Genomic DNA, 23,058 nt, shown 5'->3' on the forward strand with positions numbered 1-23,058 from the left:
CCAACGAGTTAAAGAAAGGGGTTTGAATGCCTTTAGAAAAAGTTACTGCCGTGCCAGTTGGATCACTACGCGGCGGTTTTTACCTCGACCAATGACTGTCGCGTTGTCCGCAATGTGGCGTTTTTCACCAAAACCATCGGTCATAATACGCGTTTCAGCAACACCTAATGAAACCATATAGTCTTTTATCGCCCGAGCACGTTTCTTCGATAATTCTAAGTTCGTCGAACGACCACCATAACTGTCAGTAAAGGCCGCAATTTCTATAGTTGCAATTTCAGGATCGTTCTTCAGGTATTCACCAATCATTTCAAGGCGTTTACGCGAGTCTTTGGTTAACTCACTCGACGCGCTCTTATAGTTCATAACCGTAAAGGCGATGTCTTCAAAACTATAAGGAAGTAGCCCATCACGACATTGCAAAAATGCCCAATACGCCTGTTTAAAATTCACAGAAGACAGTGCAACGGAGATGTAATCCACCTTATTCGACCAATCTTTGTAATAGAACGTTGGGAAGTACCCTTTTTCAAGCTCGGTTAACATTTCCCACGCGCTATCGTTACCTAATTCACCATCAAACTTCTTCAAGAGTTTCATGGTTGTTAAATCACGCGCAGGCTGTCCAGCACGCCAAGCTGGCGGAACCGATTGAACTCCCGCAAAGTCGTAAGATTCAGGGCGGACCATCATATCAAAGTTAAAGGTTAAATCTTTGTTCTTACTCGCCGCAGCTGAAAATATGGCATCACCGTAGTACGGCACTTCGTGCTGCAAAGTACACGCTAATCGGTTGGTTTTGTTCACGGTCCAATTAGACGCGTCCGCCGTGGCGGAATATTGCCGCATCGCAGCATGCGCATTCAAGCTGCATGTAACTGTGATCCCCATCGAGAGGAAAAGCCAACCATACTTCACGTTATTCACCTTCACTTACAAAACAATGCCGCCAAAAAAACGTCCAATATCCGATTTCTGCGGCTGAATGTTACAGGTTATGCAATACCCGTGCCTTTACATTAAAAACTCGGGGTAATATTGGCTGGTCAAAACAGGCCATCTTTTGACATAATACGCGGCTCAACTCAGCAACGCAAAATGGTCATGACTAATTCAGAGCAAACGTTATTTGCAAAACGCTTTCGCGGATTCTTTCCTGTTGTTATCGACGTCGAAACCGCAGGCTTTAACAAAGATACCGATGCCTTGCTAGAAATAGCGGCAACCACCCTTAAAATGGACGAAAACGGTGTACTCAGTATAGACCAAACGGTGCACTTTCACGTTGAACCATTTGAAGGGGCAAACATTGAGCAAGCTGCAATTGACTTTAATGGAATTGACCCATTTTCAGCGTTGCGAGGCGCAGTGCCAGAAACTGAAGCAATCAAAGAGATCTGCAAAGCCGTTCGTAAAGCTCAGAAGGACGCAGGATGCAGCCGGGCCGTTGTCGTTGCACACAACGCCGCGTTTGATCATGGATTTCTGAATGCCGCAATCGAGCGTTGCCGAATTAAACGTACTCCATTTCACCCATTTGTGAGTTTTGATACCACTTCGCTTGCTGGTCTTGCACTTGGGCAAACTGTGCTTGCAAAGGCGTGTATCGCGGCTGGGATTGAATTTGATAATAAGCAAGCGCACAGTGCCTTGTATGACACAGAGCGTACCGCAGAACTATTCTGTTACATCGTTAATAAATGGCAAGCTTTAGGCGGATGGCCGCTGACAAACGATACAGCCGACAATGAAGAAGAACTCTCTGAAGAAAACCAAGCTTAACGCTTGGTTTCTTTAACCCGTTACAAATTGCTGGGTAATTTTACCTTCATCCAGTTTTAGCAAATGTGGCGGGTAAATTCGTGAAAACATTTTGCAATCTCGCGCTATTTTAAGTTCCACCCCTGGATGCATTAATTCATTCACCTTCACCCTACTCGTTTTTAAAAGCGCATTGATCTTCTGTTTTACCAGCACCACGTTACGGCGGTTTCGAGCTAAATGGAGGTCTAACTGTTTTTCACTGTTTAATAACTTTTGCAGATACGCGTCGCGCTTGCTTGAAGGCGCAGCCTTTGCTGCTTTTTTCTTCGCTTGACGAACGGCCTCTGCTTTTGCACTGAGAATTTTCTCAAATTCCACAAACTGCAATTGTTTTTCGCGAAGTGTATGCCAATTTTGAGCTATCGAAATTCGAGTCTTGGTGCCAGATGGTGCGCCCAGTTCACCCGTTTCAATGCGCAAAGCATCTAAAATATGACCGCCGATGATTTTACCCCGCGGTGTTTCACCTTTACCCACGCGTATTAGGCGTCGAGCGCTCAAATCACAGTGCAAAGCTTGTCGGTCAATAAAGAGGTCTTGATCGCTGTGGATATTGCAATACTGCGCATAACCAATTGAAATGGTTCGTTTCGCTTTAATTTCGCAAGAAAACGCCTCATTCTCTATTCGTTTACGGCCAATCGCGCCTAACACAATAGTAACCGCCCCCTCACACTCAAGTGTTGCGGATTCGACAAAACCAATTACCGTAATATCTCCACTCGCTTTGACACGCATGCCGTCTTTAATATCGCCGCTGACAATTACGCTACCGTCAAATTCCACATGTCCCGTTGTAACGTCGATATTTTCATAGCACAGCACATCATCAACACGAATACCTCGAGGTAGGGCAACAGGAACACCTTTCGCATCGGCAATCAATAAATTTGAATCAGTGGGGTCCAGCTTCGTACCATCGAACACTTCAAGTTCAAGGTCGCGGCCAGGCTTAGGTTGTAACACATCGCCAAACACCGTGAATCCCGCTTCACCTAGCGTCGCGGGAATACGTTTCATCAATGGCGTACCCGGAACCACCGTGATGATGGCACCGAGGTCACGCATATCAACCTTGCCACCTTCTTTTTCCTGCGGGCTTAAAATACGGTCTTGCGCTGTCATGCACAAACGAACAAATCGAGCATCCGAACCATCTTTAGCTCGTTGACCGTGCGCCACAATGGCATTGTATGTCGCACCACTTGGCGACTCGAATTGTTGTCCTAAAAATTTGTCTAATGCGCTTTGGTTGATACCACGAACCACACCTGCTGCTGCTAATGTCGCTTTGGCTTGATCCATGTTGATCATTTTGCCGCCACGCGCAGTGGTAATACGCGCTTCTGCGAGCATATTGTTGTCATCGATTCGAACAGATATTTGCGCATCAGCTGCTTTCGCAACTAACAGTGAGTCTTTCGCTTGATCATTACTCGGATTGAAAAGTTTACCGACGTTGGCATGCAAAATATCGAAGTCAGCATAAGCAGACTGCTCAATCAACTCTATTAGTTGAGCACTTGTGGCAGGAAAACCTGTATCTTTCGGGTGACCTGAAAGAGACAGTTGACCAGACTGTTCATCGAAAACAAAAAGCGACATTCACAACCTTCCGACGCTAAATTAGGTACGCTGTTATTATTGTTTTATGCAACAGACAACGAATTACGCACAGTTAATCGCTGTTCCGTTACAATTGCAATCGTAAGTAGAAACAAAATATAAATGATTGTAAACAGAAATCGAACAGAAAAGCACCAAGTAATTAAAATAAAAAAGAATATGCTAGAAACACTATTGAGCTAGTACCCCAAACTCCGCTATACTTGCCTTACTTCATCTGAACAAGATTCAGGGGCCGATTAGGATTCGACGGAATTCAAGAAGCCTGAGGTGCATGTCGAGGACGCGGTTGGCCTCGTAAAAAAGCCGCATTTAAAGTAATCGCAAACGACGATAACTACGCTCTAGCGGCATAATAGCCCGCTAGCACTCTCCCAAGCTCTCTTGTGGGCCTGGATTTTGAGTGTCACCCTACACAAGATCGCCACGGAAACCCTGGCCGGGGTTGAAGGGTTAAACTTAAGCGGCCTCGCCTTCACTAATCGTGTCTGTCCGAGTTTTGAAGGTTAATATATAGACAAGACTAAGCATGTAGGACCGAGGGTCGAGGCTTTTCGGACGGGGGTTCAAATCCCCCCGGCTCCACCACCTCTCGGAAAGCCCTAAGATTCGTTAATAAACAACGGCTTGGGGCTTTTCTTTTTCTAGGCTTCGGAGACCCTTTTCGGAGACCGTTTTTCCCGTTAGAATAGCCCCCAGTGTTAACAATTGCTTGTAATGAATTAATGACGCGCTGGAAAGGATCGACAGGTAAATCCCACGTTGTACTCAAGGGCAAAACTTACTACGCCCGTTTAACTATTCCCAAAGACGCACGAGACCATTTCGACAAAACCGAGTTTTGGCAAAGCTTGCGAACTGACAGCCTTAAAGAAGCTGAATACCGAGCCGCAGCTATCGTCGCGCAATGGAAATCTCAAATCGAAAGAGTCAAGGGCAATGAAGGCCTAGCGTCTAAAGCCTTACAATGGAAAGCTGACCTCGAAAAGGCAAGGCGTCAAGACGAGCTATTACTTCGACAGTTCCATCAAGAACACAAACGACGCCCGAACATAGATGAGGCTAACGAACTCGGCATTGGCGGCTTTGAAATAGTCGTTTCGGACGAATTAGAGCGTATAGCGCTTGAACAAGGCCAACAAGCTGCAAATACGTTCCACAATATCGTCTATGGTAACAACGTCGTGACGAACGCTCATTTCGATGAATATAAGGCGACGCTAAAAGTCATACCTCGCACCTTGTCGCAACGAAGCACGCATTTAGAACGATTAGCCAAGCGCTTCCCTAGTCTTCCAATTAAACGTTCCGACGTCGCTAAGTGGATAGTAGACCTCGAACAGTCTGGTCTCGATATTTCAACTGTTAAGTCGATGATGGGAACGTGTCGTGGGTATTACGATTACCTTCAACGAGTCGGGTACTTGGATTTTGAGGAAGTTAATCCGTTCAAAGACCAAAAATTCATGCAGCCCAAGAAAGCCTCTAAGACAGATCAACGACAGGCGTTCGAACCCGCTGACGTTATCCGCCTCATAGACGCAGCAAAAAGGAAAAAACGACCTGACCAAAACCTTGTCGATGCGATACTCATTGCTGCTTATACTGGGATGCGTCGGGAAGAAATCGCACAGCTACGGGTCGAGAACATCAAGGAAGCCGAAGGTGTTAAATACTTTGAGATAGTCGAAGCGAAGACCCAAGCGGGCGTTAGGAATGTGCCCATTCATCCTAAACTAGCGTCGTTAGTAAAACGACTATGCGCCACCAGCAATGACGGCTACTTGTTGACCCGCGAACCAATACGCCCCAACGGAGAGCGCGGCGACGCAATAGGAAAGCGCTTCAAGACGCTCAGAGATAGCTTAGGATTTGATAATCGGTATGTATTCCACTCACTCAGAAAAACGGTATCAACGCTGTTTGAGCGTGCAGGCGTTAATCATAACGAGGCCGCTGAGATTGTAGGCCATGAGAAACAAGGCATGACCTACGGCCTGTATTCTGCGGGTATGTCGATGCGACAGAAGTACGAAATTATCTCGCGAATAGATTATGGGTAAGAATAAGTCGCAACAAGGAATGCCAGATTCGATGAATAACGTTCGATCAGATCTGGCTGTCTAAAATGTGCCGAACTTTTTGAATCCGTTTTGATCGATGTATAACAACTATGTTTTTTCTGTTGCTAATTCTATATGATTTACAGCTGCTCCGATAATAAAGTGAAAAAGGGTCGCCAAAATAAAAAGTGCTATTTGAGTTATACCCAGAACTTCGTTAGGAATAACTAACATCAGAATATTTATAACCACATTTACGACTAGACCAAAAGCAATCAATACTGTTAGATAAAAATTCACAGCAGAAGTTTTCTTTGGCTTGTTCGTTTTAGCTAGAGCCGTAGCAAGCTTAACTATTAACTGTCCATACACGATGGTCGCAGCTATGCCCCAATCTGGGAGCATATAAAAAGAACCACTCACCCCTTGAGCACTTCTTACAATCAATATTATGACGAAAGGCAGTATTACAAAAATGTAGTCAGCAATTAAAGCAAGAAAATTACTATTCGCTGTCTTCACGAGACTTCTCCGCTTCTTCTATACGAATTTGCAGCTCTTTTCCTTTGACAACACTTTGGATATGCAAGATACGGTGATGTTTAAAAGTATATGTCTTTGAGCCTTTCAACCTCACAGCTTGATAACAAACACAAGCAATTAGCGCATCGCCTGGGTCTAAATGCCCAAGGTCACAGCTTTGATAACGATCAAGCCATTCCTTATGCTCAATAGAAGCCGAGAATGAGAAATTTCTCTCAACACTCTTAAAGTCCCACTGAGACTCTCCTACGAATACAGGCTTTCTGATCTGCAAGGTTTCGGTTTTTGTGACTTCTTGACTATCTTCAAGAAATATATCGTCGACCTCTTTATCAAATCTGACTTTCGTGTTTAGGTACGTAACATTGTTAACCTGAGGAATGCTAATGTCTATAGTTTCACCATCAGCAAGTAGTTCAGAAGCCCTGCATAGGCTTTTAAGATCTTTGGCATACTGATAACGGTTAATATTAATCTGATTTGGGAACTCTACAGCACCATGCTCAAAGAGTTTAGCTTCGACTCCTTTAACAACGCTATCGATATCTTTTTCGTTTTCGATACTGTCTAAATCAACCATTGAATTGGCGATGTACCGAGGTATCGAAATCAACGCATTTGCTACTTTTTTAATACGTGACGTACACTTAATTATGCTTTTAAGAGAACCGATTTGAACGCCAGAAAGCTCATATGTGAAATTAAGATCAGCATCTATTGATTTGCCGACAGTAAACGTCAAGTTCTCAAATGCAGTAACATAAGCTGCCATAGCTAGAAATACTCGCTCAGGCCTGCCTGTCGAAGGCTTATAATCAAGCCGAATTTCAAATGAACTTTCGTACAATCTTGTTCTCCTAACGATGTACTCAAAAAGTAGTAATAGACAATTTTACATCGAGCTATTTGGTTTTTTCCTACCTCAAACCGCCTCGATTTTCTACTTAGAGAGTTTGTATCATACCGTATAACCAATTGCTACAAATAGCTTTCTACCTTTAAAGCCGAGATAACTTTCGAATCAGATCGACTCGAAGACACGTTCTCCTACCGATACGAGAAATTTGAAGAACAGTTGCCACAAGATGAACACCTACAGCCGTACGGGATTAGTTACTAGATGAAATTTAAGCCAATTAGAATAGGAATGTACAACTACATAGTTTGTCATATTCAACCAGCGATAGACATTAACGTATACCATAGCGTCCACTGGACAGCCCTGCGAAAATCTATGGACATCAATATTGACATTTGACAATTTCGAGAATAAGTTAAGCACCTCTAGACTTTAATGTCCATTCGAGAGGGAAATATGACAAACATCGCCTATTTCAGAGTTAGCAGCGTAGACCAAAACACCGAGCGCCAGTTAGCCGACCTTACTTTTGACAAGACTTTCACCGACAAATGCAGCGGGGGCGATACAAAGCGCCCAGCGTTAAACGACCTTATCGACTACATGCGAGAAGGCGACACCGTACACGTACACTCAATCGATCGTCTAGCGCGTAGCCTTCAAGACTTACTTAACCTCGTCGCTTCGTTCAACGCCAAAGGAGTGACGTTAAAATTCCACAAAGAGAACATGACGTTTCAAGCTGGTGGCGAGAAAGACCCACGACAAGAGCTAATGCTATCAATCATGGGGTCGGTAGCCCAGTTCGAGAAAGCAATGATTAACGAGCGTCAACGCGAAGGGATAGCGAAAGCAAAGGCGCAAGGCGTATACAGCAAAGAACGCAGTAAGAAAGTAGACCGAGAAGAAGTCTTAGCGTTGCTAGAGTCAGGCCTCAGTCACGGCCAAATCGCTAAGAAACTAGGATGCAGCACTAAGACTGTCCAACGGAAAAAAAATAGCTAAAAGTGCAGGAATTATGTGAGTCCGTACGGAAAGAAAAAAGCAAACAACCTATTGAAAATAAAAACAAAAAACATCACACAACCGTCATTAATGCACACAACCGTACGGCGTACGCTTAGAGATGAAACGATGAATGAAACGATAACTTACTTTGACCCCTTCGAAATCCAAACAGACCCCAATCTACAGGTTCGCTCTAGTTCAGCGTTTGATGATGACCTGACCAATGAATCAGAAAGCCTCAAGGCAATGCGGAATCGCATCCGCCAAGTCGTGACGGCAGGACACCATGTTGAACCCATCAAGCTTATTAAATGTGATGGTGAATACTTTGTCTTTGATGGACACAATCGCCTTGAGGTTTACCAAGAGATAGCCGAAAAGCAGTCCCTCAAGATCCCTGCGATTGTCCTTCCATACACGAGGAAAGAAGCATTAGCACAGGGCTATCGAGTGAATACTCAACATGGTGTTGCGGTCAGTCTTGGCGACTCCACAAAGGCCGCCTTTCGAGCCTGTGTTTATTCCTACAACGCTATTCAAACAAAAGACTTAACTCAGAATGGCCTAAGCGATAGCCTCGCGCAGAAGCTACGCAGAGCCGCTAAGATCCTAATCGAAGAAGCTGAGATAAGCGAAGAAGACAGCGCAGAGACTATCCAATCGAAAGTTATCGCGTGGACTGGAAGAATGGCGAAGAAATATGGCCGCGCTGATGGTGCAAACACTATCCCCCGAGACCATCTTGGTTTCCCCTCGTATCGCTTCGTACTTGAGAGAAAGACCCCTGCCAAGTTCAACGAAAAGCAACGTATCGCCCAACTTGCAGACAAGCTCGAAAAGATTGCGCAGGCTGACCCCGACATTTTTTTAGCTGCCTTGAAAAAGATCAGTCGGAACGACCGCTTAGACCTGCCCATAAGGATTAGTAAACGAAAATTGGATAGTAGCGACCTTGAATTTTAGGTAATCGTAAAGCCGCCTAGTTGCGTTCTCTAAGCGCTAAAGCGTTTATCCTTGCGGCAATCTACAAGACATAGGGTTAGAAAGACGCACAGGCGGCATTGTACGGGCTTTACGGGTCCTTCCCTAAGCTTTCCCATGCGGGTCATTCGCACCGCATCGTTTAAAAACTGGGACAGGATCCGAGAAGCCTTTATTTACAGTACGCCTAAAGAACAATTAAAAGCCTACGCTATAATGGGCCATAGACACGTTACTATCCCTTCGCTCACTAAGGCAGGAAGCTTAAAAAGGACAAAAAATATGAAGAGCAACATACTACTATGTCTAGCTATGATTAGCCTAAATTCAACAGCTCAAGACTTCAGTTTTAACTGGTTAAATAGTACAACTAAACAAAACTCAGCTCTTTCTGGTCGATGTGATACTGATCAATTAGGGAACTTCAAATGTAACCTAAGGCAAATCACAGTGCGACAAAAGTCAGCGCAAGAAGACGTAGATAGAGAAATTGAAGCTATGAAAAAGGAGTTTGAAACTTACTCCAAGCAGATAACTATCGAACAATTCATGGCAAAAGAGCTACCAAACTTATGCGGAGCGCTAGAGAGCAAAAAACCTGATATAGCAGCTCGTGATTTTGATAAGTACAAATCGTTTTGCAAAAATCCTTCATACGCCGCACTAGTTGATGTAATTAGCCTAACCATAAGAAAAGACGCTCGAACTTGTAAAGTTATGGAGCGAGATTTGGGAAATTTCACCTTTAAACAAGTCAACGAAAACAAATTTGTAAGTACAAACGAACCATCTGGTGAATGCGGTACAGTCACAATCATGAGCTTGGAACGTGAACCTCAATATCAATCTCTTTGGAATTTTGATCAAGTTAGACACTACACAAACTTAGAGAGCGAATCCTGTAAAGAGTTAGATAAAGTCAATGAATCTCTGTCGTTTAGCTGGAGAGGAAGAAAAACGATACAAATGAACTGCGACTATATCGAGTTTGGGTTGTAAAACACTTTTACATTTAGACAACACTACCATTTTCGGAGACCATTTTCGGAGACCTTTATCGAGCTATACGCCTTATTTCATAAGGATTTCAGCACATTAAGTCAAAGATGACTGACGATCCCCCCGGCTCCACCAAATAAAAGCAAGACAAAACAGCCAGTTAAAGAGAAATCCTTAACTGGCTTTTTTATTTCCGGTGAATGAATGTCCACATCGTGCCCACATTTATTTTGTCAGTGTCCACACAGTGCCAATAGCAGATCTTGCCAAAGCACATTGTGCACATTGCAAGACTTGATAATCCTCTAGTCAGCCTCCGGGGCCTTTGTTAGCTATGCTAACAGGTGCTCAAACCAAGACTGACCGGAGACTGTTATGGCACTTTACTGTGGTATCGATTTACATTCAAATAATCACGTCATTGTTGTTAACGATGAGAACGATAAAACCGTTTTCTCAAAACGCATCGCTAATGATCTTTCACTGTGCTTGGAATACTTAACGCCGTTTAAAGAACAATTAGTCGGCGTGGCTGTCGAGTCAACATTCAATTGGTACTGGTTGGTCGATGGTTTAGCCGCAAATGGCTTTCACATGCTGTTGGTCAATACGGCTGCTGTTAAACAATATGAAGGGCTTAAATATTCGGGTGATTTTAAAGATGCTTTTCACCTTGCCCACTTGATGCGTTTAGGAATTTTGCCTACGGGGTACATCTACCCTAAAGAGCAGCGAGCGGTGCGTGATATGTTGCGCAGAAGAATGCAGCTCGTGCAGTTAGCTAGTAAGCAATTATTGTCTATTCAAAACCAAATTTGGCGCAGCTCTGGCGTTCGGGTGAGTAGTAGCCAAATTAAAAAGAAGTCATTTGAAGTGACTTTACTAACACATCACTTAAAAACAGCTGCGGACACCAACTTACGTATTTTTCGCTCAATCCAGTCTGAAATTAAGCTACTGGAAGAGGAAGCTGAACAAGCCATCGAAGCTCCGAAACAGCTTGATTTACTGCAAACGATGACGGGCATAGGCCCCGTACTTGGACTCACCATTTTGCTCGAAACTGGTACTACTGCGCGATTTGAAACTGTAGGCGATTACGCATCTTATTGCCGTTGTGTACAAAGTTTAAGGGAGAGTAACAATAAGAAAAAAGGCGAAGGTAATGCCAAAAGTGGTAACAAATACCTTTCTTGGGCATTCTCACAAGCGGCGCATATGGCAGTTCGCTACGAACCAAAAGTGAAAGCTTTTTATGACCGTAAGTACCAAAAAAAGAATGGCATCGTTGCTATTAGAGCGGTGGCCCACAAACTGGCAAGAGCTGCATATTATATGTTGAAGAATAATGAACCGTTTGATGTTGACAAAGCGTTCGGCTGATAAACCCAAGCCAGCAAAGGGGTTGGTATGAACCAGTAGACTCTGATTGGATGGGTTTATCGGCCACTTGATTTAATCATTCGCCTAGCACGTGAGCCACTAAAAGGTTGGTCATTAAATTGAACCACAGTTTCTGTTATTTCTATATGGACACGTTGCTGGCACCGAGTATTTTGTGGAGCAGACGCTTGGGGTAAGGTTACTTACCTAGAACCAGATGGGTGACTGGTGCGGATGATTATCCGACATCAAACCAAAGAAAAAACGGGCGCGAGTGAAAATTGAGTGACTTCTGTTTAATGCTGAAAATAATTCGGCAGAAAGTCTCTCGCGCACTTTACAACGGCTGACTAATGGGTGACCCCTAACTTCCCATTATTCTTTTCTAAGCTGCCTGTGCGGCAGTGAACTCTTATAAAACACCGCTTGTTGCTCGTTTAGTTTTCTAAGCTGCCTGTGCGGCAGTGAACTAAAGGTTGAGACAAATGTTGTCTTAGTAAAATTTCTAAGCTGCCTGTGCGGCAGTGAACAAAGAGGTTTAGAGCCTGAGTGCATATCATGCTTTCTAAGCTGCCTGTGCGGCAGTGAACTGGGAAAGTTATCAGGTATCGGAGGGTTGATTTTTCTTAGCTGCCTGTGTGGCAGTGAAGCAATCCCCGACGGTTACATGAAAGACGGCAAATTTCTAAGCTGCCTGTGTGGCAGTGAAGTCATTCAGATGACGACTTTACACTTTTTGATTTTTCTAAGCTGCCTGTGCGGCAGTGAACAATGAGGCGTTTACACAGCGAAATGCTTTTATTTTTCTAAGCTGCCTGTGCGGCAGTGAACCTGTTGGGCTGGGTTCATGGTTTGCGTTCCTATTTCTAAGCTGCCTGTGCGGCAGTGAACTTGGCGCTTTAGCTGGTGCGCGTGAATTTGGCTTTCTAAGCTGCCTGTGCGGCAGTGAACATATTTCTGGTTGGTCTGAGTATTCGGACAGGTTTCTAAGCTGCCTGTGCGGCAGTGAACAAACGCAGCTTGTCAGAGAGGCGCATCAAAAATTTCTAAGCTGCCTGTGCGGCAGTGAACCTAACATAGTTAAAAGCGAGGTGGCTAAAGTTTTTCTAAGCTGCCTATGCGGCATTGAACTAGACGCTGATTTACCTGATGTCATTGCGTTGTTTCTAAGCTGCCTATGCGGCAGTGAACAGAACCATTGAAAGAATCAAAACAATGTCTGATTTCTAAGCTGCCTATGCGGCAGTGAACCGATTTTTGTTGGGTCGAAACCGCCGCCTTTTTTTCTAAGCTGCCTATGCGGCAGTGAACAGAACCATTGAAAGAATCAAAACAATGTCTGATTTCTAAGCTGCCTATGCGGCAGTGAACGTCCGTTATCGGTGTATCTATCGAAACTTTTGTTTCTAAGCTGCCTATGCGGCAGTGAACGGCTTCGCTGAACTCGAATTCACCGATTTGGTTTTCTAAGCTGCCTGTTCGGCAGTGAAGTCTTATGGAAGCCGCGAACCTGACCAATGTAATTTCTAAGCTGCCTGTTCGGCAGTGAAGTTGGAACTACTCAGCGTTTTAGTGACGGACAATTTCTAAGCTGCCTGTTCGGCAGTGAAGAACTAATGTATAAGTACTGTTCGTAGTCTAGTTTTCTAAGCTGCCTGTTCGGCAGTGAAGATGTACCGTGAAGTTGATAATACTCCGCTAATTTTCTAAGCTGCCTGTTCGGCAGTGAAGTGTTATTGGGTACTCACCATAAATCCCTGGCTTTTCTAAGCTGCCTGTTCGGCAGTGAAGACGTTGTTATTTGGTTTTGGTGGGCTGCTAACTTTCTAAGCTGCCTGTTCGGCAGTGAAGAAGGTTTGTTGTGCGTCTTGTTGTTGATTGGTTTTCTAAGCTGCCTGTTCGGCAGTGAAGCTCGTCGTCTTATAGATTCGGGTGCTTTTGTTTTTCTAAGCTGCCTGTTCGGCAGTGAAGTAGGAGTATTTAACATGGCTATTGTTATTGCATTTCTAAGCTGCCTGTTCGGCAGTGAAGTATCGAGCGATTAAAAAATCGTTCATGGGTCATTTCTAAGCTGCCTGTTCGGCAGTGAAGCAGTGTTGCAACTCTAGACACGTTTGATTTATTTTCTAAGCTGCCTGTTCGGCAGTGAAGTCTCGACGCTCAAACCATACCGAGGTTTTAGGTTTCTAAGCTGCCTGTTCGGCAGTGAAGGCCAGCTCATTTATCAACATTCGCCGCAAAGTTTTCTAAGCTGCCTGTTCGGCAGTGAAGCTATTGCATCGTTTATGCGGTTTTCTACATCTTTTCTAAGCTGCCTGTTCGGCAGTGAAGGTTTTACTGACTTCCCGAAAGAGTCGTGGATTTTTCTAAGCTGCCTGTTCGGCAGTGAAGCTTGCTTACTTGCTAACTATGGTGACACAAAATTTCTAAGCTGCCTGTTCGGCAGTGAAGGCACGCAATGCCAATTGATACCCGACAAAAACTTTCTAAGCTGCCTGTTCGGCAGTGAAGTCAAGCTTCAGTTAGAAATCGACTTCGGTTCATTTCTAAGCTGCCTGTTCGGCAGTGAAGATAATCCCAGTTGTCACTGAACAAAAGCGAAATTTCTAAGCTGCCTGTTCGGCAGTGAAGGTGACAGTGAGTCGAGTAGTGAATCGGGAGTTTTTCTAAGCTGCCTGTTCGGCAGTGAAGTTCTGACTCCCAAAAAGAAGCGCTTTTTGTTGTTTCTAAGCTGCCTGTGCGGCAGTGAAGCAACACCATAGGCGAAGTACTTAATATTTTTATTTCTAAGCTGCCTGTTCGGCAGTGAAGAGGAATCAATTAAAGTCGTCGTGCGCTATCAATTTCTAAGCTGCCTGTTCGGCAGTGAAGAAGGTGGAGGTGGACAATTATCCCCTTCGCAATTTCTAAGCTGCCTGTTCGGCAGTGAAGTTTTAGGACTGCGGGTTTGCTGTCTTGGGTAGTTTCTAAGCTGCCTGTTCGGCAGTGAAGATTATTACGTACCATCATCCGAAGAAACTGGATTTCTAAGCTGCCTGTTCGGCAGTGAAGTCCTTCCTGGATTTCGTTTATCAATTCTTTAATTTCTAAGCTGCCTGTTCGGCAGTGAAGGCGCTTCTTTTTGGGAGTCAGAATACGAAGAGTTTCTAATCTGCCTGTTCGGCAGTGAAGAGTAGAATAAATCAAAAAAGATAAGTTGCAACAAGCTATTAAAAGAAAAAAGCTAATTTTACCTTGTTAAAAACAGCTGGTTGCAACTTATTGTATTTGTTACCAATTTTTAAAGAGCAAAAATAAAGGGTAAAAATACCCTTTATTTGAATTAAAACTGCGGCACGCAGCCTATGTTATTACCTTTATTCGATTTGCTGTTTAGACCATAACAGTCAAACATTCCTTGCTGTTGTACTTCAATTGTTTGCTTTTGAATAATCAGCGGGAACTTGCTGTTTTTATCAGGTGCTCTTACTTTAGTTTGCTGACTATACAAATAAATAAATGGCAATTTGCTCATTGGCGTTGGTTTGCTTTTTTCGAGTCTCGAATAAACATTCTTCAAGTGATTTACCACTTTTAATTGACCATAACTCAGCTTTTTTTTGCATCTCGCGTTCAATACGTTCGGGCGATTTAACATGCAGGCGAGAAAAACTCACCCATGTTACTTCTTCTGGCACTGGTTTTATGGCTTTTACATGGCAGTAGTCTTCAAGACGAGTTAACCATCTGTTTATGGATAACTTTTCTAACTGCGCTTGCTCTGTAGCAAATAAACGCAGCTTGTTGCCAAGCGGAAAGCCTTTTTGACCATAGTCAGGAAAGCCAACGGCAACCTCTGATTGGTTGGATTCAACTTTGTGCTCAACAAGCGCAATATGCACTTGTTGAAACACGTTTTGCCAAATAAACCCGAGAGGAATTTCTGCATCAGGTAGCAAGGTGATTTCTTGGTAGTAGTTCATCACAACTCCTTATTCACCAAACACACCACCACGGATCAGCATAGCCATTACGTAATGTTGCTGTTCTAATGCGGGGATTTTTCCTTTCAGTAACCAAGCATCCAAAAGATTGTAAAAGTCTGTTTTCTCTTTCGGCTGGCGATAAGCCGCACCACGGTTGGTTACCGAACCATAAGGTTCAACCGCAATCGCGCCAATTTCATCGGCTTGCGGGTGCCAAGTGTCAATCGTACGTAGCGCATTACCAATTTTTTGTGAGTGCATTGCCGCTTGTCCGCCAAGTTGATATAGGAACTTACTCTTATCCCCTTTACCACCGCCCATGACTAACTCTTGTGATGGGAACACCGCTTGACCTTGACCCAGTTGGCTATAAGCCTCTACTTTGATAAACGCATGTTGCTCAATCAAACCTTGTTGAATAATTTGTGCCAATTCATTGAGCTGCGCGTTGTCATCGAAGGCTTTTAAGCTGAACTCATAGCTATCAAAACTAAATTGCTTTTCACCAACACTGACAACCACTTTAACTTGCTCTGCGCCAACACGGTTGCGCCATAAAAAACGCCCATTTGCGATGTTATGCGCATAGCGCTTAGCTAACTCTTTGAACTCAGTGTCTATTTGATACTGTTTTACAATCTCGCCCAGCGCTGCTTGATAATCAGGATCGTTACAGGTTGACGGTACATGCAAGTCACTCAGTATTCTTAATGTGAATACCAGCTTTAGTGTGTCGCAATTATGGGGTAACGCGGCTACATCTACAGTTTGCAAGTTCGCCTTCGAAACTTCAGCATCAAGTTTTGCTGGGTCATTCGCCGTTGCTGCTTTTAATCTGTTAGAAATAGTGCCTCTAACCGCCTTTTCACCAACTAAGATCGGTTGCCAAGTATCTGCCCCAAAATTACCTGCAAACATGAGTGCGTCTGATGGAATAAGCTTTGCTTCAAAAGCCAATACTGAAGGGTTTTTTAGTTTTACGTCTGCCATGGTTAAATCTCCATATTCTTAAAAATTATCTGGGTTAAATGCTGCTTCGCTGTCGATGAAGTCAGGCTCAATAATGGGTTGTATCAATTCGTTTGTGGTCGCGATGTACCACGGGTGATTATCGGTATAGCGCCAAAGGGCCGATTCGATGTGATGAAGGCGATGCACACTTTGCCACTCGCCCACACTGTATGCGGTTTCAGCAAAGGTCACGGGCACTGTATTGTCTCGTACATTGGCGACCTCACCAGCGTCATATAAAGGTGAAATTGCGCAAAAGCCTGTGGCAATCGGTACTAAATAGCCTGCATTTGGCTTGGGTACATACTCCCAATTGGCTTTGACTATTGCCTGCTCTGCCTCAACAGTATCTTCTGTTTGTTGATGTTCACTTGGGTTTGCACGATAAGTTAGTGTTGCAAAGTCACACCAAGCATCAAATAAGCACACATCGTCTTGTTCAGTTTTTCGCTGTTCAAAGTGCGCTACAAGGTATTCGTGACGATCCATAAGTACAAAGCCAGGCATTAAACGGCGCAATGCATAAGCTTGTTGCTCTTCTGTATTTAACAGTTCACACGCTTCAAACCCGAGTATTTGACCACCAGCCAGTCTTAACGTTGGGATCAACCGCTTTAAATGCGCTTTAAGATCTGTTTCTGTCAGGGTGTCACCTGCTACCAACCCTTTTAATTCAACTAATAAAGATATTTGCATATTCATGCGGCCTTCTTCATTAATTGGAGCTGTTTTACCTTGATGTGTAAGTGGGTTACGGGTTAATGCAAACACATAATCGCCCCACCCTTTAGGCTGGCGAGCATGCACCTGATTTTTGTGGCTGATAACCACCACACCACCTAAATTAACGTTTAGACTTGCAGGTAACTTTCTTGAAAGCGCATGAGCAAAGCCTAAAAAGTTGGTAATTGCAGGAAAGCCATAAGTGAGCTCTGCAATGGCATTGGCGTTTTGTACATTAAGCTTTTTAATTAATACATATTGGCTCATATTACAGGCCTCCTAACTTTGGCGTGTGCCGCTCAAATGCTTTGAGTTGCTGCAAACATAGCTTTTTAAAGTAGCTATGCTCGTTATCACCTAACAAGTAAACGTCTTTATTTTCTAGTTTTCTTAGTAGCCAAGTAGCAAAATCGTGAGCTACCTCTTCTTGCCATTCGCGTTTTTCACGCTCCGCTTGAAACGAGGCATTATCATTAAAAACATCAAGCCATAGGCAATGTGCTTTTTTCATTTTGACGTCTGGCGATGTTGCCCAGCCTGTTAATTCAGTTTGGTTTTGTAATAAAGCAGCACGCTCAAATAAAGTATCTAAGATAGGTTGTGTGTACCAAAAGTCGCGCTTGTAACGGGTTTTGAAATTACGATCACTGTCTTTTAAGTTTGCTAAAAACGCCCTGAATTCTTTGACATTTTTTGCTGTTAGATAACTAAATTCACGATTAAAAAAGCTAGCCTGCTTTGAAGGTGATTTAATTTGCCCTTGATAATCTGGCGGCGCACAATTGAGCAAAAAGCTCTGTCCATATCGCTCGCTATTTAACTGCGAAATATTTTGTGGTTTAGAGCCACCAAAATTCTGTACAGCGGTTTCAACAAAACTCACTGATTCTTGCGGGTGATAATGCCCTTTTTTACGCGCCTCTTTTATCGCTTTTGCTTCCTCACCAAAACGAGTTTGAGTTACCGTGTTATGGAGTTTATGCGCCAGCGCTGATGACGTGAGCGGCACCAGTAGGTGATAGGCATTATCTTTACTGTTACTTTGCGTTACAGGGTAATAAAGTTGCTTGGTTAAGGTATGCCCAGTCAACCTTGCATCTCCCAGCGCTTCTTTGAAGCCCGCTTGCCACTCTTTTAATACTTGTTCATCATCTGTAAAAGCGTTAAGAGCCTTTAAATGTCCAGCCTGCAATTGTGTTATCAAGCTTTCGCCTGCGACTTCAATTTTTAGCAATTTAGCCAAATCTAGCGCCGCGGCATTACCTACGGCATCAATGGCCTTTGCCTTTAAACTAGCTGTCGTCACATAGCTGCTGTTTATTTCATGCTGAGTAACTAACATACTGCTGGCTTTAGCATCGCTGTGAGTGAATTTTGCGGCATGGGTTGCTAAGCTAATTTGCTTGGCGCGTTTTGCTGCATCGGTTAACCAAATAGCAGGTTCAAACGTGGCTTCTATAGGCGCGGCTTGTTCTGCATAATCGGCTTTGGCCTGTGCTATGGCAACAGGGTCGTCGCTTTTATCGAGCACTTTATTTAAGGCTTTTAAAAGTGGCTCGAGCTTAGTTTGCTTGCGCTGCTCGATATAATCGGCAACGGCATCGCTCAAGGTGCTGTCCATTCGTCTTCCTTCGTTGTGATATTCTGATAAATTCCCAGTTGGGGGTGCCAACTCCAAGTAATGGATTGCTCATTCTGCTCGGCACGTAAACCGACTTCGCCCAATTGTTCGCTGGCTTTTTGTAAAGAGAAATTAAGTGCGTCGGCGTAATGTTGATAAACACCTATAACACTGTGTGAAAACCACCAATGGCAACCAGCTGCCAGAGTAATGTCATCGTGCGAGAAACGAGTTTGTTTGCTGACGTAACAATAAGGTTTTCTGCTGGTATCGAGTTGGCTCCAGCAAAGTGTTTCGTCTTCAACTCGTAATGTAAATGCTTCTTGAGGTTGCGACTGTCTAAACTCGGTTTGGCGAATAAATTCAGCGTTCCAATTCGCATCATACGATTTGCTTGAACGCCACCATAGGTTGGCTTCTTTGTAGTTACGGTATAGTGGCAACTTGTACTTTTCGCCCATTGTTTTTTCTAAGGTAAAGCGCAGGGCACGATGCTCTTGTACTAAAAAACTTGTTGTTTTATTCGCATGTGTTTCGTGACTTTGGGGATCGAACATAAAGTCACTCCCCATAAATTCGGGAACCGACTATTCGCGATATCGCAGAAATATTGTCAAGCTCAGTGCTTAGCAAGTTTTTAAGATTATGATCGCTTAGTGGCAATGCTCTGCTTTCAAAGCCGGGTTTACAGTACGCCGAATTTTCCCCGTTAAGAGCTCGAATATTCTGCTCTAACACATACAAATTACTGTCGCTTGGTGTTTGCTGACGATGGCGTTGAATACGGCCAGCGAGTTGAATTAATGAGCGCATTGAACTTGGTTCGGCAATCGCCCAGTCGTAATCATGATCGCGACCGACTTCGACAACCGAAGTGCCTAAAACCACAAATATCAAGTTATTTGCCTTACTGGTTTTTAACGCTTGTTTAATTTCTGGCTGTTCCCAAAGGGTATTTTCATCATGCCTTGATAATATATTGTCGAGGCGAGTTTCTTTATAAGAGCGCAGCGCCAACGGGTATTGTGAGTGATATACACAATAAAACACTTCATGTTCTGGCATCGCCGCGGTGGCAAATAGTGCCTTTGCTGTAGCAACCATTGGGTTAATATTTGCCATTCTCACCACACCAAGCGAAACCTTTTTGCCACAAGGGCTTTGACTGTGATGCTTGGCATGGAGCTTAAAAACATTAGTGTAAATTGTGTTAGCAACTTGCTGATAAACGGTGTTACCTTGTTCAAACTCGATTGGCACAAGTTGACCTTTTCTCAACACTTGCTGTTGTTTTTGTAATTTTGTAATGCGCTTATCAACGTAAGCTTTATGTTGTTCAAGGTAACTCTCTTTATCACTGATTTCTTTAGTGACACTCGAAAACTCATCGACCCACGCACACATCACGGCGTTATTTTGATGATCACCAAACTGCGCTTGATTAAAGTGCTCTCTACCACTTTGATAAGCGTCAAATAGCGTTTTAATCAGCGCCGGTGGCAACGTGGCCGACGACAGTAATACGCGCGGTTCCAGCATACCTGCCCAGTTCACCAAACGGCACAATGCGGGTAAATCTTCTAACCCAAAATCATCGGACTTCATCGAGTACCAAGTCTGAAGTGAGTAAACGCAACATAGGTGCTATTTGCTTACCTCCACGTTTACTTTCGGTAGCAGGCATTAAATGATCAATCGTGCTAACAACCACAGGGGCACTGACTAACTGCTCTAATTTAGGGCTGCTACTTAACCAATGTTTTAGCCGCCCATCGTAAATTTGGCCTTGGTAACTGACGTGTAAATCAGCTAATAAATCATCGGCAGACTCACTGCCAGATCTCAAAACTTCTTGTTCTTTGCTTAACTGGTGCAGCGTTTTCACCGCTTGCGAGCCAACCAGCACGCCTAACTCATCATCACCTAACTTTAAAAGCTCTCTGTATGCATCACCCGTTTGCAGTGTAAGCGTTCTTAAACCAAGCGCGACTGAAAATCGGCAGCCTTCTCTTTCATCTGCAAGAGCGTACATAATACGGGCGTTGGCGATGGTTTTACCGCAACCCGTTGATGCCATGTTCACGCCAAAAAAACCCTGTTTCTCAGTTGCTTTGGCGATTGTTTTAATTTCGCTAAACGCTTTGTCTTGCCAGCGGTACTTGGCCTGTGCAGCACTTTTAGTAAATAACCTATGTTGCGTAATCGCAGGCAACGTAAATTTAAGCGCCGGTAAGTTTTGAATAAAACGCTGAGCATTGGCCGCAACACCAATATTGTGTTCATCAAGTTGCTGCTTGGCTTGTGCTCTATTTGAATTTGCGGTTTTATCTGTATTGGCAATAGGCTTATAATTTGGGTCGCGCCAAGCTGGTTTGCACTTTTCAAAGGGCAATGATGAATAATAGTGATCGGCCAACATAAGGCTCATTCGCGAAATATGCGCAACAAAAGTTTGCCCAAGCCAATCCATATTCATTGCGCTGATAGCTGGGTTCTTTAAGGCTCTTGTGGCAAGCTTTATGGCTTTCATTTGCCAAGTTTGGCTTACTAAAGGCGTACCAAATTCAAACTGCCAGTTTTGGGCAATCGCTTCTTCACTATAGGAGCTTAGATCTAACGCATTGGCAGAGTTCCAATGACTTGTAGCACAAGTATTTAACCATTGTTCCATTTGCTCAATTTTTGCCACCTTGGTGTGATCTAATGGCATTCTGTGATGCGAGACCACTAACCAAGCAACAAGCTTTGCCAGTGGCGATAAATGCTCAAACACGCGCTGTTGTTTTTCGTTATCTTTACACATATTAGTGAGTATGAATTGCTCTAATTCACACGCTTTACTTGGAGTGAGCATTGCAAGCTCAGTTAACCAAACTTCATCAGTTTTATGTTTTACAAGTGCTTCAAATAACCTTAGCGATACCCACTCGTGACGATATGGCTCGCCTTTTTGCTTGGTTTTACCCGCCAGTTTGGCCTGAAATAAGGTATTAGCTTTACCAAAGTCATGGAATAACCCAGCAAGACTTGTGGCCAGTAAAATGATTTCATTCAACTGCCAGCCTTGCTCCCATTCTTTATGTTCAAGATTGAGTGAAGTTCTATTCACTGGCACTACACCTTCTAAATTAAACTTGTTCTTATTCCCCACCACCCATAAAAATTGGCTGCGGGCGCGGCTTCTAATCCAATGGCAGCTTACCGCGGTGCTGCGACTGGCGGTTTTACGCAGCATTCTTTTAACGGTATCGGGTCCGTCTTGGGTGATCACGGTTTGCCATGTGTTGTCGCCAATACGGTTGGCAAACGCGTCGAGTACTCGCCGTGTTTTTTTGAGCGCGTTTTTTTCGCATTGAGATACAAAGGTGACCATCATAATTGTTCACCCAGTTGGTTGTTTTCTATCGCATCAATTTGCTGTTCTGTTAAGCTTTGCAGCGCGACTTTTTTCACTTGCTCAAACATAAAGTCCATCGCTTTATGGTCGGTAAATACTTGCAAAATTTGCTGGCGAAATTCTTGCTCTGTGGCATTTTCTTTGGCGCATATAAATGCCCAAGGCAGCACCAGTGCGTCTTTTATTAAATCGGCTATGTCAAACACCAAGGCACCGCGGCGTGTTTTCCCATGCATAACGGCAAACCCATGAGGAATACCAAGCACCCAAAGCGTGCAGGCAGCAAGGCCATAAGCCAGATAATTGCCGTGGTTTAAAAAGTCGTTGGCTTTGCCTATATCTACTGTACGGCTTGATTCGTGTTGGCGTTTGAACCCTTCGTTTTGTGTTGCATTAGCCGCATATTTGTAAAGCACCTTGGTGAGCTGTGCTTCTGTTAGCAACAGTTCTTGCGAATTTGTGGCTTTTTCAGTTCGGGTAAAAAAGGTGTCGAGCGCGCTTTGAATGGCTTTATCATCAAAGTTAAAGCCCTCCGTTTTTAAGTCTCGGTCTTTTTGCCAAACGTGTTTTAAAAAGTCGATGCGTGCATTTTGAAATGTTTTTGCAGCGGCTAAGCGTTTGTCGTCATCGAACCAAAAGCCCATCCAGCCTTGTAAGTATTCTGTAGGGCGGTATTCGTTTTGTGGAGTAAACCACTCTATTTCATTGCCCATATAAAGCGGTGTACCCCCACCTCCACAAAAGCCAACTAACACGCCTGCTTGTGCGAGCATACGCATTGCGGCTTGGGTAATAGACGTGCCATTGCCAAGCAAAATGACTGTGGTATTCGCGATAGGAATGTTGAAATAGAGGTTTTCTTTGCTTGCCTCGGTTAAATAAAGAACACGCCCATCTTTTTGAAGCACACGACAATATTCGAGGTAATACAAATTCGCGCGTTTTGAATGAAGTATTACTTTTAGATCCGATGGGCTTAAGTCGTCCATTTGTTCATTCCTTGGTGTTGTATAGACCTTAACCTATTATCAAAATGGCGGTCTCTCAATCCTGCT

At 43.9% G+C, this 23,058-nt stretch carries 18 protein-coding genes, 1 other RNA gene and 1 CRISPR repeat array; of the genes, 7 read left to right on the top strand and 12 right to left on the bottom strand.

Annotated features, from left to right (window positions below; genetic code table 11):
* Positions 1–42 precede the first annotated feature (42 nt).
* Positions 43–918 carry a flagellar protein MotY gene (locus tag J5O05_RS03710; RefSeq protein WP_208843650.1) on the bottom strand — a complete coding sequence of 292 codons (876 nt, stop codon included), beginning with the start codon at positions 916–918 and terminating at the stop codon, positions 43–45.
* Positions 919–1,104: 186 nt separating this feature from the next.
* Here J5O05_RS03710 and rnt point away from each other — a divergent pair, with 186 nt between their 5' ends.
* Complete coding sequence (gene rnt / locus J5O05_RS03715; protein WP_208844461.1) at positions 1,105–1,782, top strand: ribonuclease T; 678 nt, start codon at positions 1,105–1,107, stop codon at positions 1,780–1,782.
* 12 nt (positions 1,783–1,794) lie between these two features.
* Here rnt and J5O05_RS03720 read toward each other — a convergent pair whose 3' ends face one another.
* A complete protein-coding gene (locus tag J5O05_RS03720; RefSeq protein WP_208843651.1) occupies positions 1,795–3,429 on the bottom strand; it encodes a DUF342 domain-containing protein in 1,635 nt (544 codons plus the stop codon).
* Between the two features lie 252 nt (positions 3,430–3,681).
* Between J5O05_RS03720 and ssrA the strand changes: the two genes are divergently transcribed.
* Both ssrA and J5O05_RS03730 read left to right on the top strand, forming a co-directional pair.
* Positions 3,682–4,038, top strand: a transfer-messenger RNA (tmRNA) gene (gene ssrA, locus J5O05_RS03725).
* Positions 4,039–4,175: 137 nt separating this feature from the next.
* Entirely contained in the window at positions 4,176–5,513 is a 1,338-nt protein-coding gene (locus J5O05_RS03730) for a tyrosine-type recombinase/integrase (RefSeq protein ID WP_208843652.1), read from the top strand.
* Between the two features lie 108 nt (positions 5,514–5,621).
* Here the strand turns inward: J5O05_RS03730 and J5O05_RS03735 are convergent, their stop codons facing one another.
* Both J5O05_RS03735 and J5O05_RS03740 read right to left on the bottom strand, forming a co-directional pair.
* Entirely contained in the window at positions 5,622–6,035 is a 414-nt protein-coding gene (locus tag J5O05_RS03735) for a hypothetical protein (RefSeq protein WP_208843653.1), read from the bottom strand.
* On the bottom strand, positions 6,019–6,903 hold the full coding sequence (locus J5O05_RS03740) for a hypothetical protein (RefSeq protein ID WP_208843654.1): 885 nt from the start codon (positions 6,901–6,903) through the stop codon (positions 6,019–6,021). Before J5O05_RS03740 ends, J5O05_RS03735 begins: the two co-directional genes overlap by 17 nt.
* A 468-nt stretch (positions 6,904–7,371) precedes the next feature.
* On the opposite strand from J5O05_RS03740, the gene J5O05_RS03745 reads away from it, so the two are divergent.
* From J5O05_RS03745 to J5O05_RS03760, 4 genes are all read left to right on the top strand, one after another.
* Complete coding sequence (locus J5O05_RS03745; RefSeq protein WP_208843655.1) at positions 7,372–7,920, top strand: recombinase family protein; 549 nt, start codon at positions 7,372–7,374, stop codon at positions 7,918–7,920.
* Positions 7,921–8,049: 129 nt separating this feature from the next.
* Positions 8,050–8,886, top strand: a complete 837-nt coding sequence (locus J5O05_RS03750) for a ParB/RepB/Spo0J family partition protein (protein WP_208843656.1) — start codon at positions 8,050–8,052, stop codon at positions 8,884–8,886.
* A 300-nt stretch (positions 8,887–9,186) separates the two neighbouring features.
* The gene (locus J5O05_RS03755) at positions 9,187–9,903 is read left to right on the top strand and encodes a hypothetical protein (RefSeq protein ID WP_208843657.1); all 717 of its coding nucleotides are present in this window, start codon (positions 9,187–9,189) and stop codon (positions 9,901–9,903) included.
* 375 nt (positions 9,904–10,278) lie between these two features.
* Positions 10,279–11,286, top strand: coding sequence for an IS110 family RNA-guided transposase (locus tag J5O05_RS03760; RefSeq protein WP_208843242.1), 1,008 nt, complete (start codon positions 10,279–10,281; stop codon positions 11,284–11,286).
* Positions 11,287–11,668: 382 nt separating this feature from the next.
* Positions 11,669–14,457: direct repeats of the CRISPR family, unit length 28 nt; unit sequence TTTCTAAGCTGCCTGTTCGGCAGTGAAG.
* 311 nt (positions 14,458–14,768) lie between these two features.
* Here J5O05_RS03760 and cas6f read toward each other — a convergent pair.
* Genes cas6f through cas1f form a run of 8 tightly spaced genes read right to left on the bottom strand, consistent with a single transcriptional unit; the run spans position 14,769 to position 22,992 of the window.
* Positions 14,769–15,248, bottom strand: a complete 480-nt coding sequence (gene cas6f / locus J5O05_RS03765) for a type I-F CRISPR-associated endoribonuclease Cas6/Csy4 (RefSeq protein ID WP_244369762.1) — start codon at positions 15,246–15,248, stop codon at positions 14,769–14,771.
* Between the two features lie 9 nt (positions 15,249–15,257).
* Positions 15,258–16,241: a type I-F CRISPR-associated protein Csy3 gene (csy3, locus tag J5O05_RS03770; RefSeq protein ID WP_208843658.1), complete on the bottom strand. Its 984-nt coding sequence runs from the start codon at positions 16,239–16,241 to the stop codon at positions 15,258–15,260.
* Between the two features lie 18 nt (positions 16,242–16,259).
* Positions 16,260–17,252 (bottom strand): type I-F CRISPR-associated protein Csy2, encoded by a 993-nt coding sequence (gene csy2, locus J5O05_RS03775; protein ID WP_208843659.1) that lies wholly within the window; start codon positions 17,250–17,252, stop codon positions 16,260–16,262.
* Between the two features lies 1 nt (position 17,253).
* The gene (gene csy1, locus J5O05_RS03780) at positions 17,254–18,606 is read right to left on the bottom strand and encodes a type I-F CRISPR-associated protein Csy1 (protein ID WP_208843660.1); all 1,353 of its coding nucleotides are present in this window, start codon (positions 18,604–18,606) and stop codon (positions 17,254–17,256) included.
* Entirely contained in the window at positions 18,591–19,163 is a 573-nt protein-coding gene (locus J5O05_RS21575) for a hypothetical protein (protein WP_244369764.1), read from the bottom strand. The genes csy1 and J5O05_RS21575 overlap by 16 nt, the downstream gene beginning before the upstream one ends.
* Positions 19,164–19,167: 4 nt before the next feature.
* Entirely contained in the window at positions 19,168–20,211 is a 1,044-nt protein-coding gene (locus tag J5O05_RS21580; protein ID WP_244369766.1) for a P-loop NTPase family protein, read from the bottom strand.
* Positions 20,198–21,982 (bottom strand): type I-F CRISPR-associated helicase Cas3f, encoded by a 1,785-nt coding sequence (gene cas3f / locus J5O05_RS21585; RefSeq protein WP_244369768.1) that lies wholly within the window; start codon positions 21,980–21,982, stop codon positions 20,198–20,200. The genes J5O05_RS21580 and cas3f overlap by 14 nt, the downstream gene beginning before the upstream one ends.
* Complete coding sequence (gene cas1f / locus J5O05_RS03790; protein ID WP_208843661.1) at positions 21,979–22,992, bottom strand: type I-F CRISPR-associated endonuclease Cas1f; 1,014 nt, start codon at positions 22,990–22,992, stop codon at positions 21,979–21,981. The genes cas3f and cas1f overlap by 4 nt, the downstream gene beginning before the upstream one ends.
* Between the last annotated feature and the right edge of the window lie 66 nt (positions 22,993–23,058).

It is taken from the genome of Pseudoalteromonas xiamenensis, assembly GCF_017638925.1.
Classification (GTDB): domain Bacteria; phylum Pseudomonadota; class Gammaproteobacteria; order Enterobacterales; family Alteromonadaceae; genus Pseudoalteromonas; species Pseudoalteromonas xiamenensis.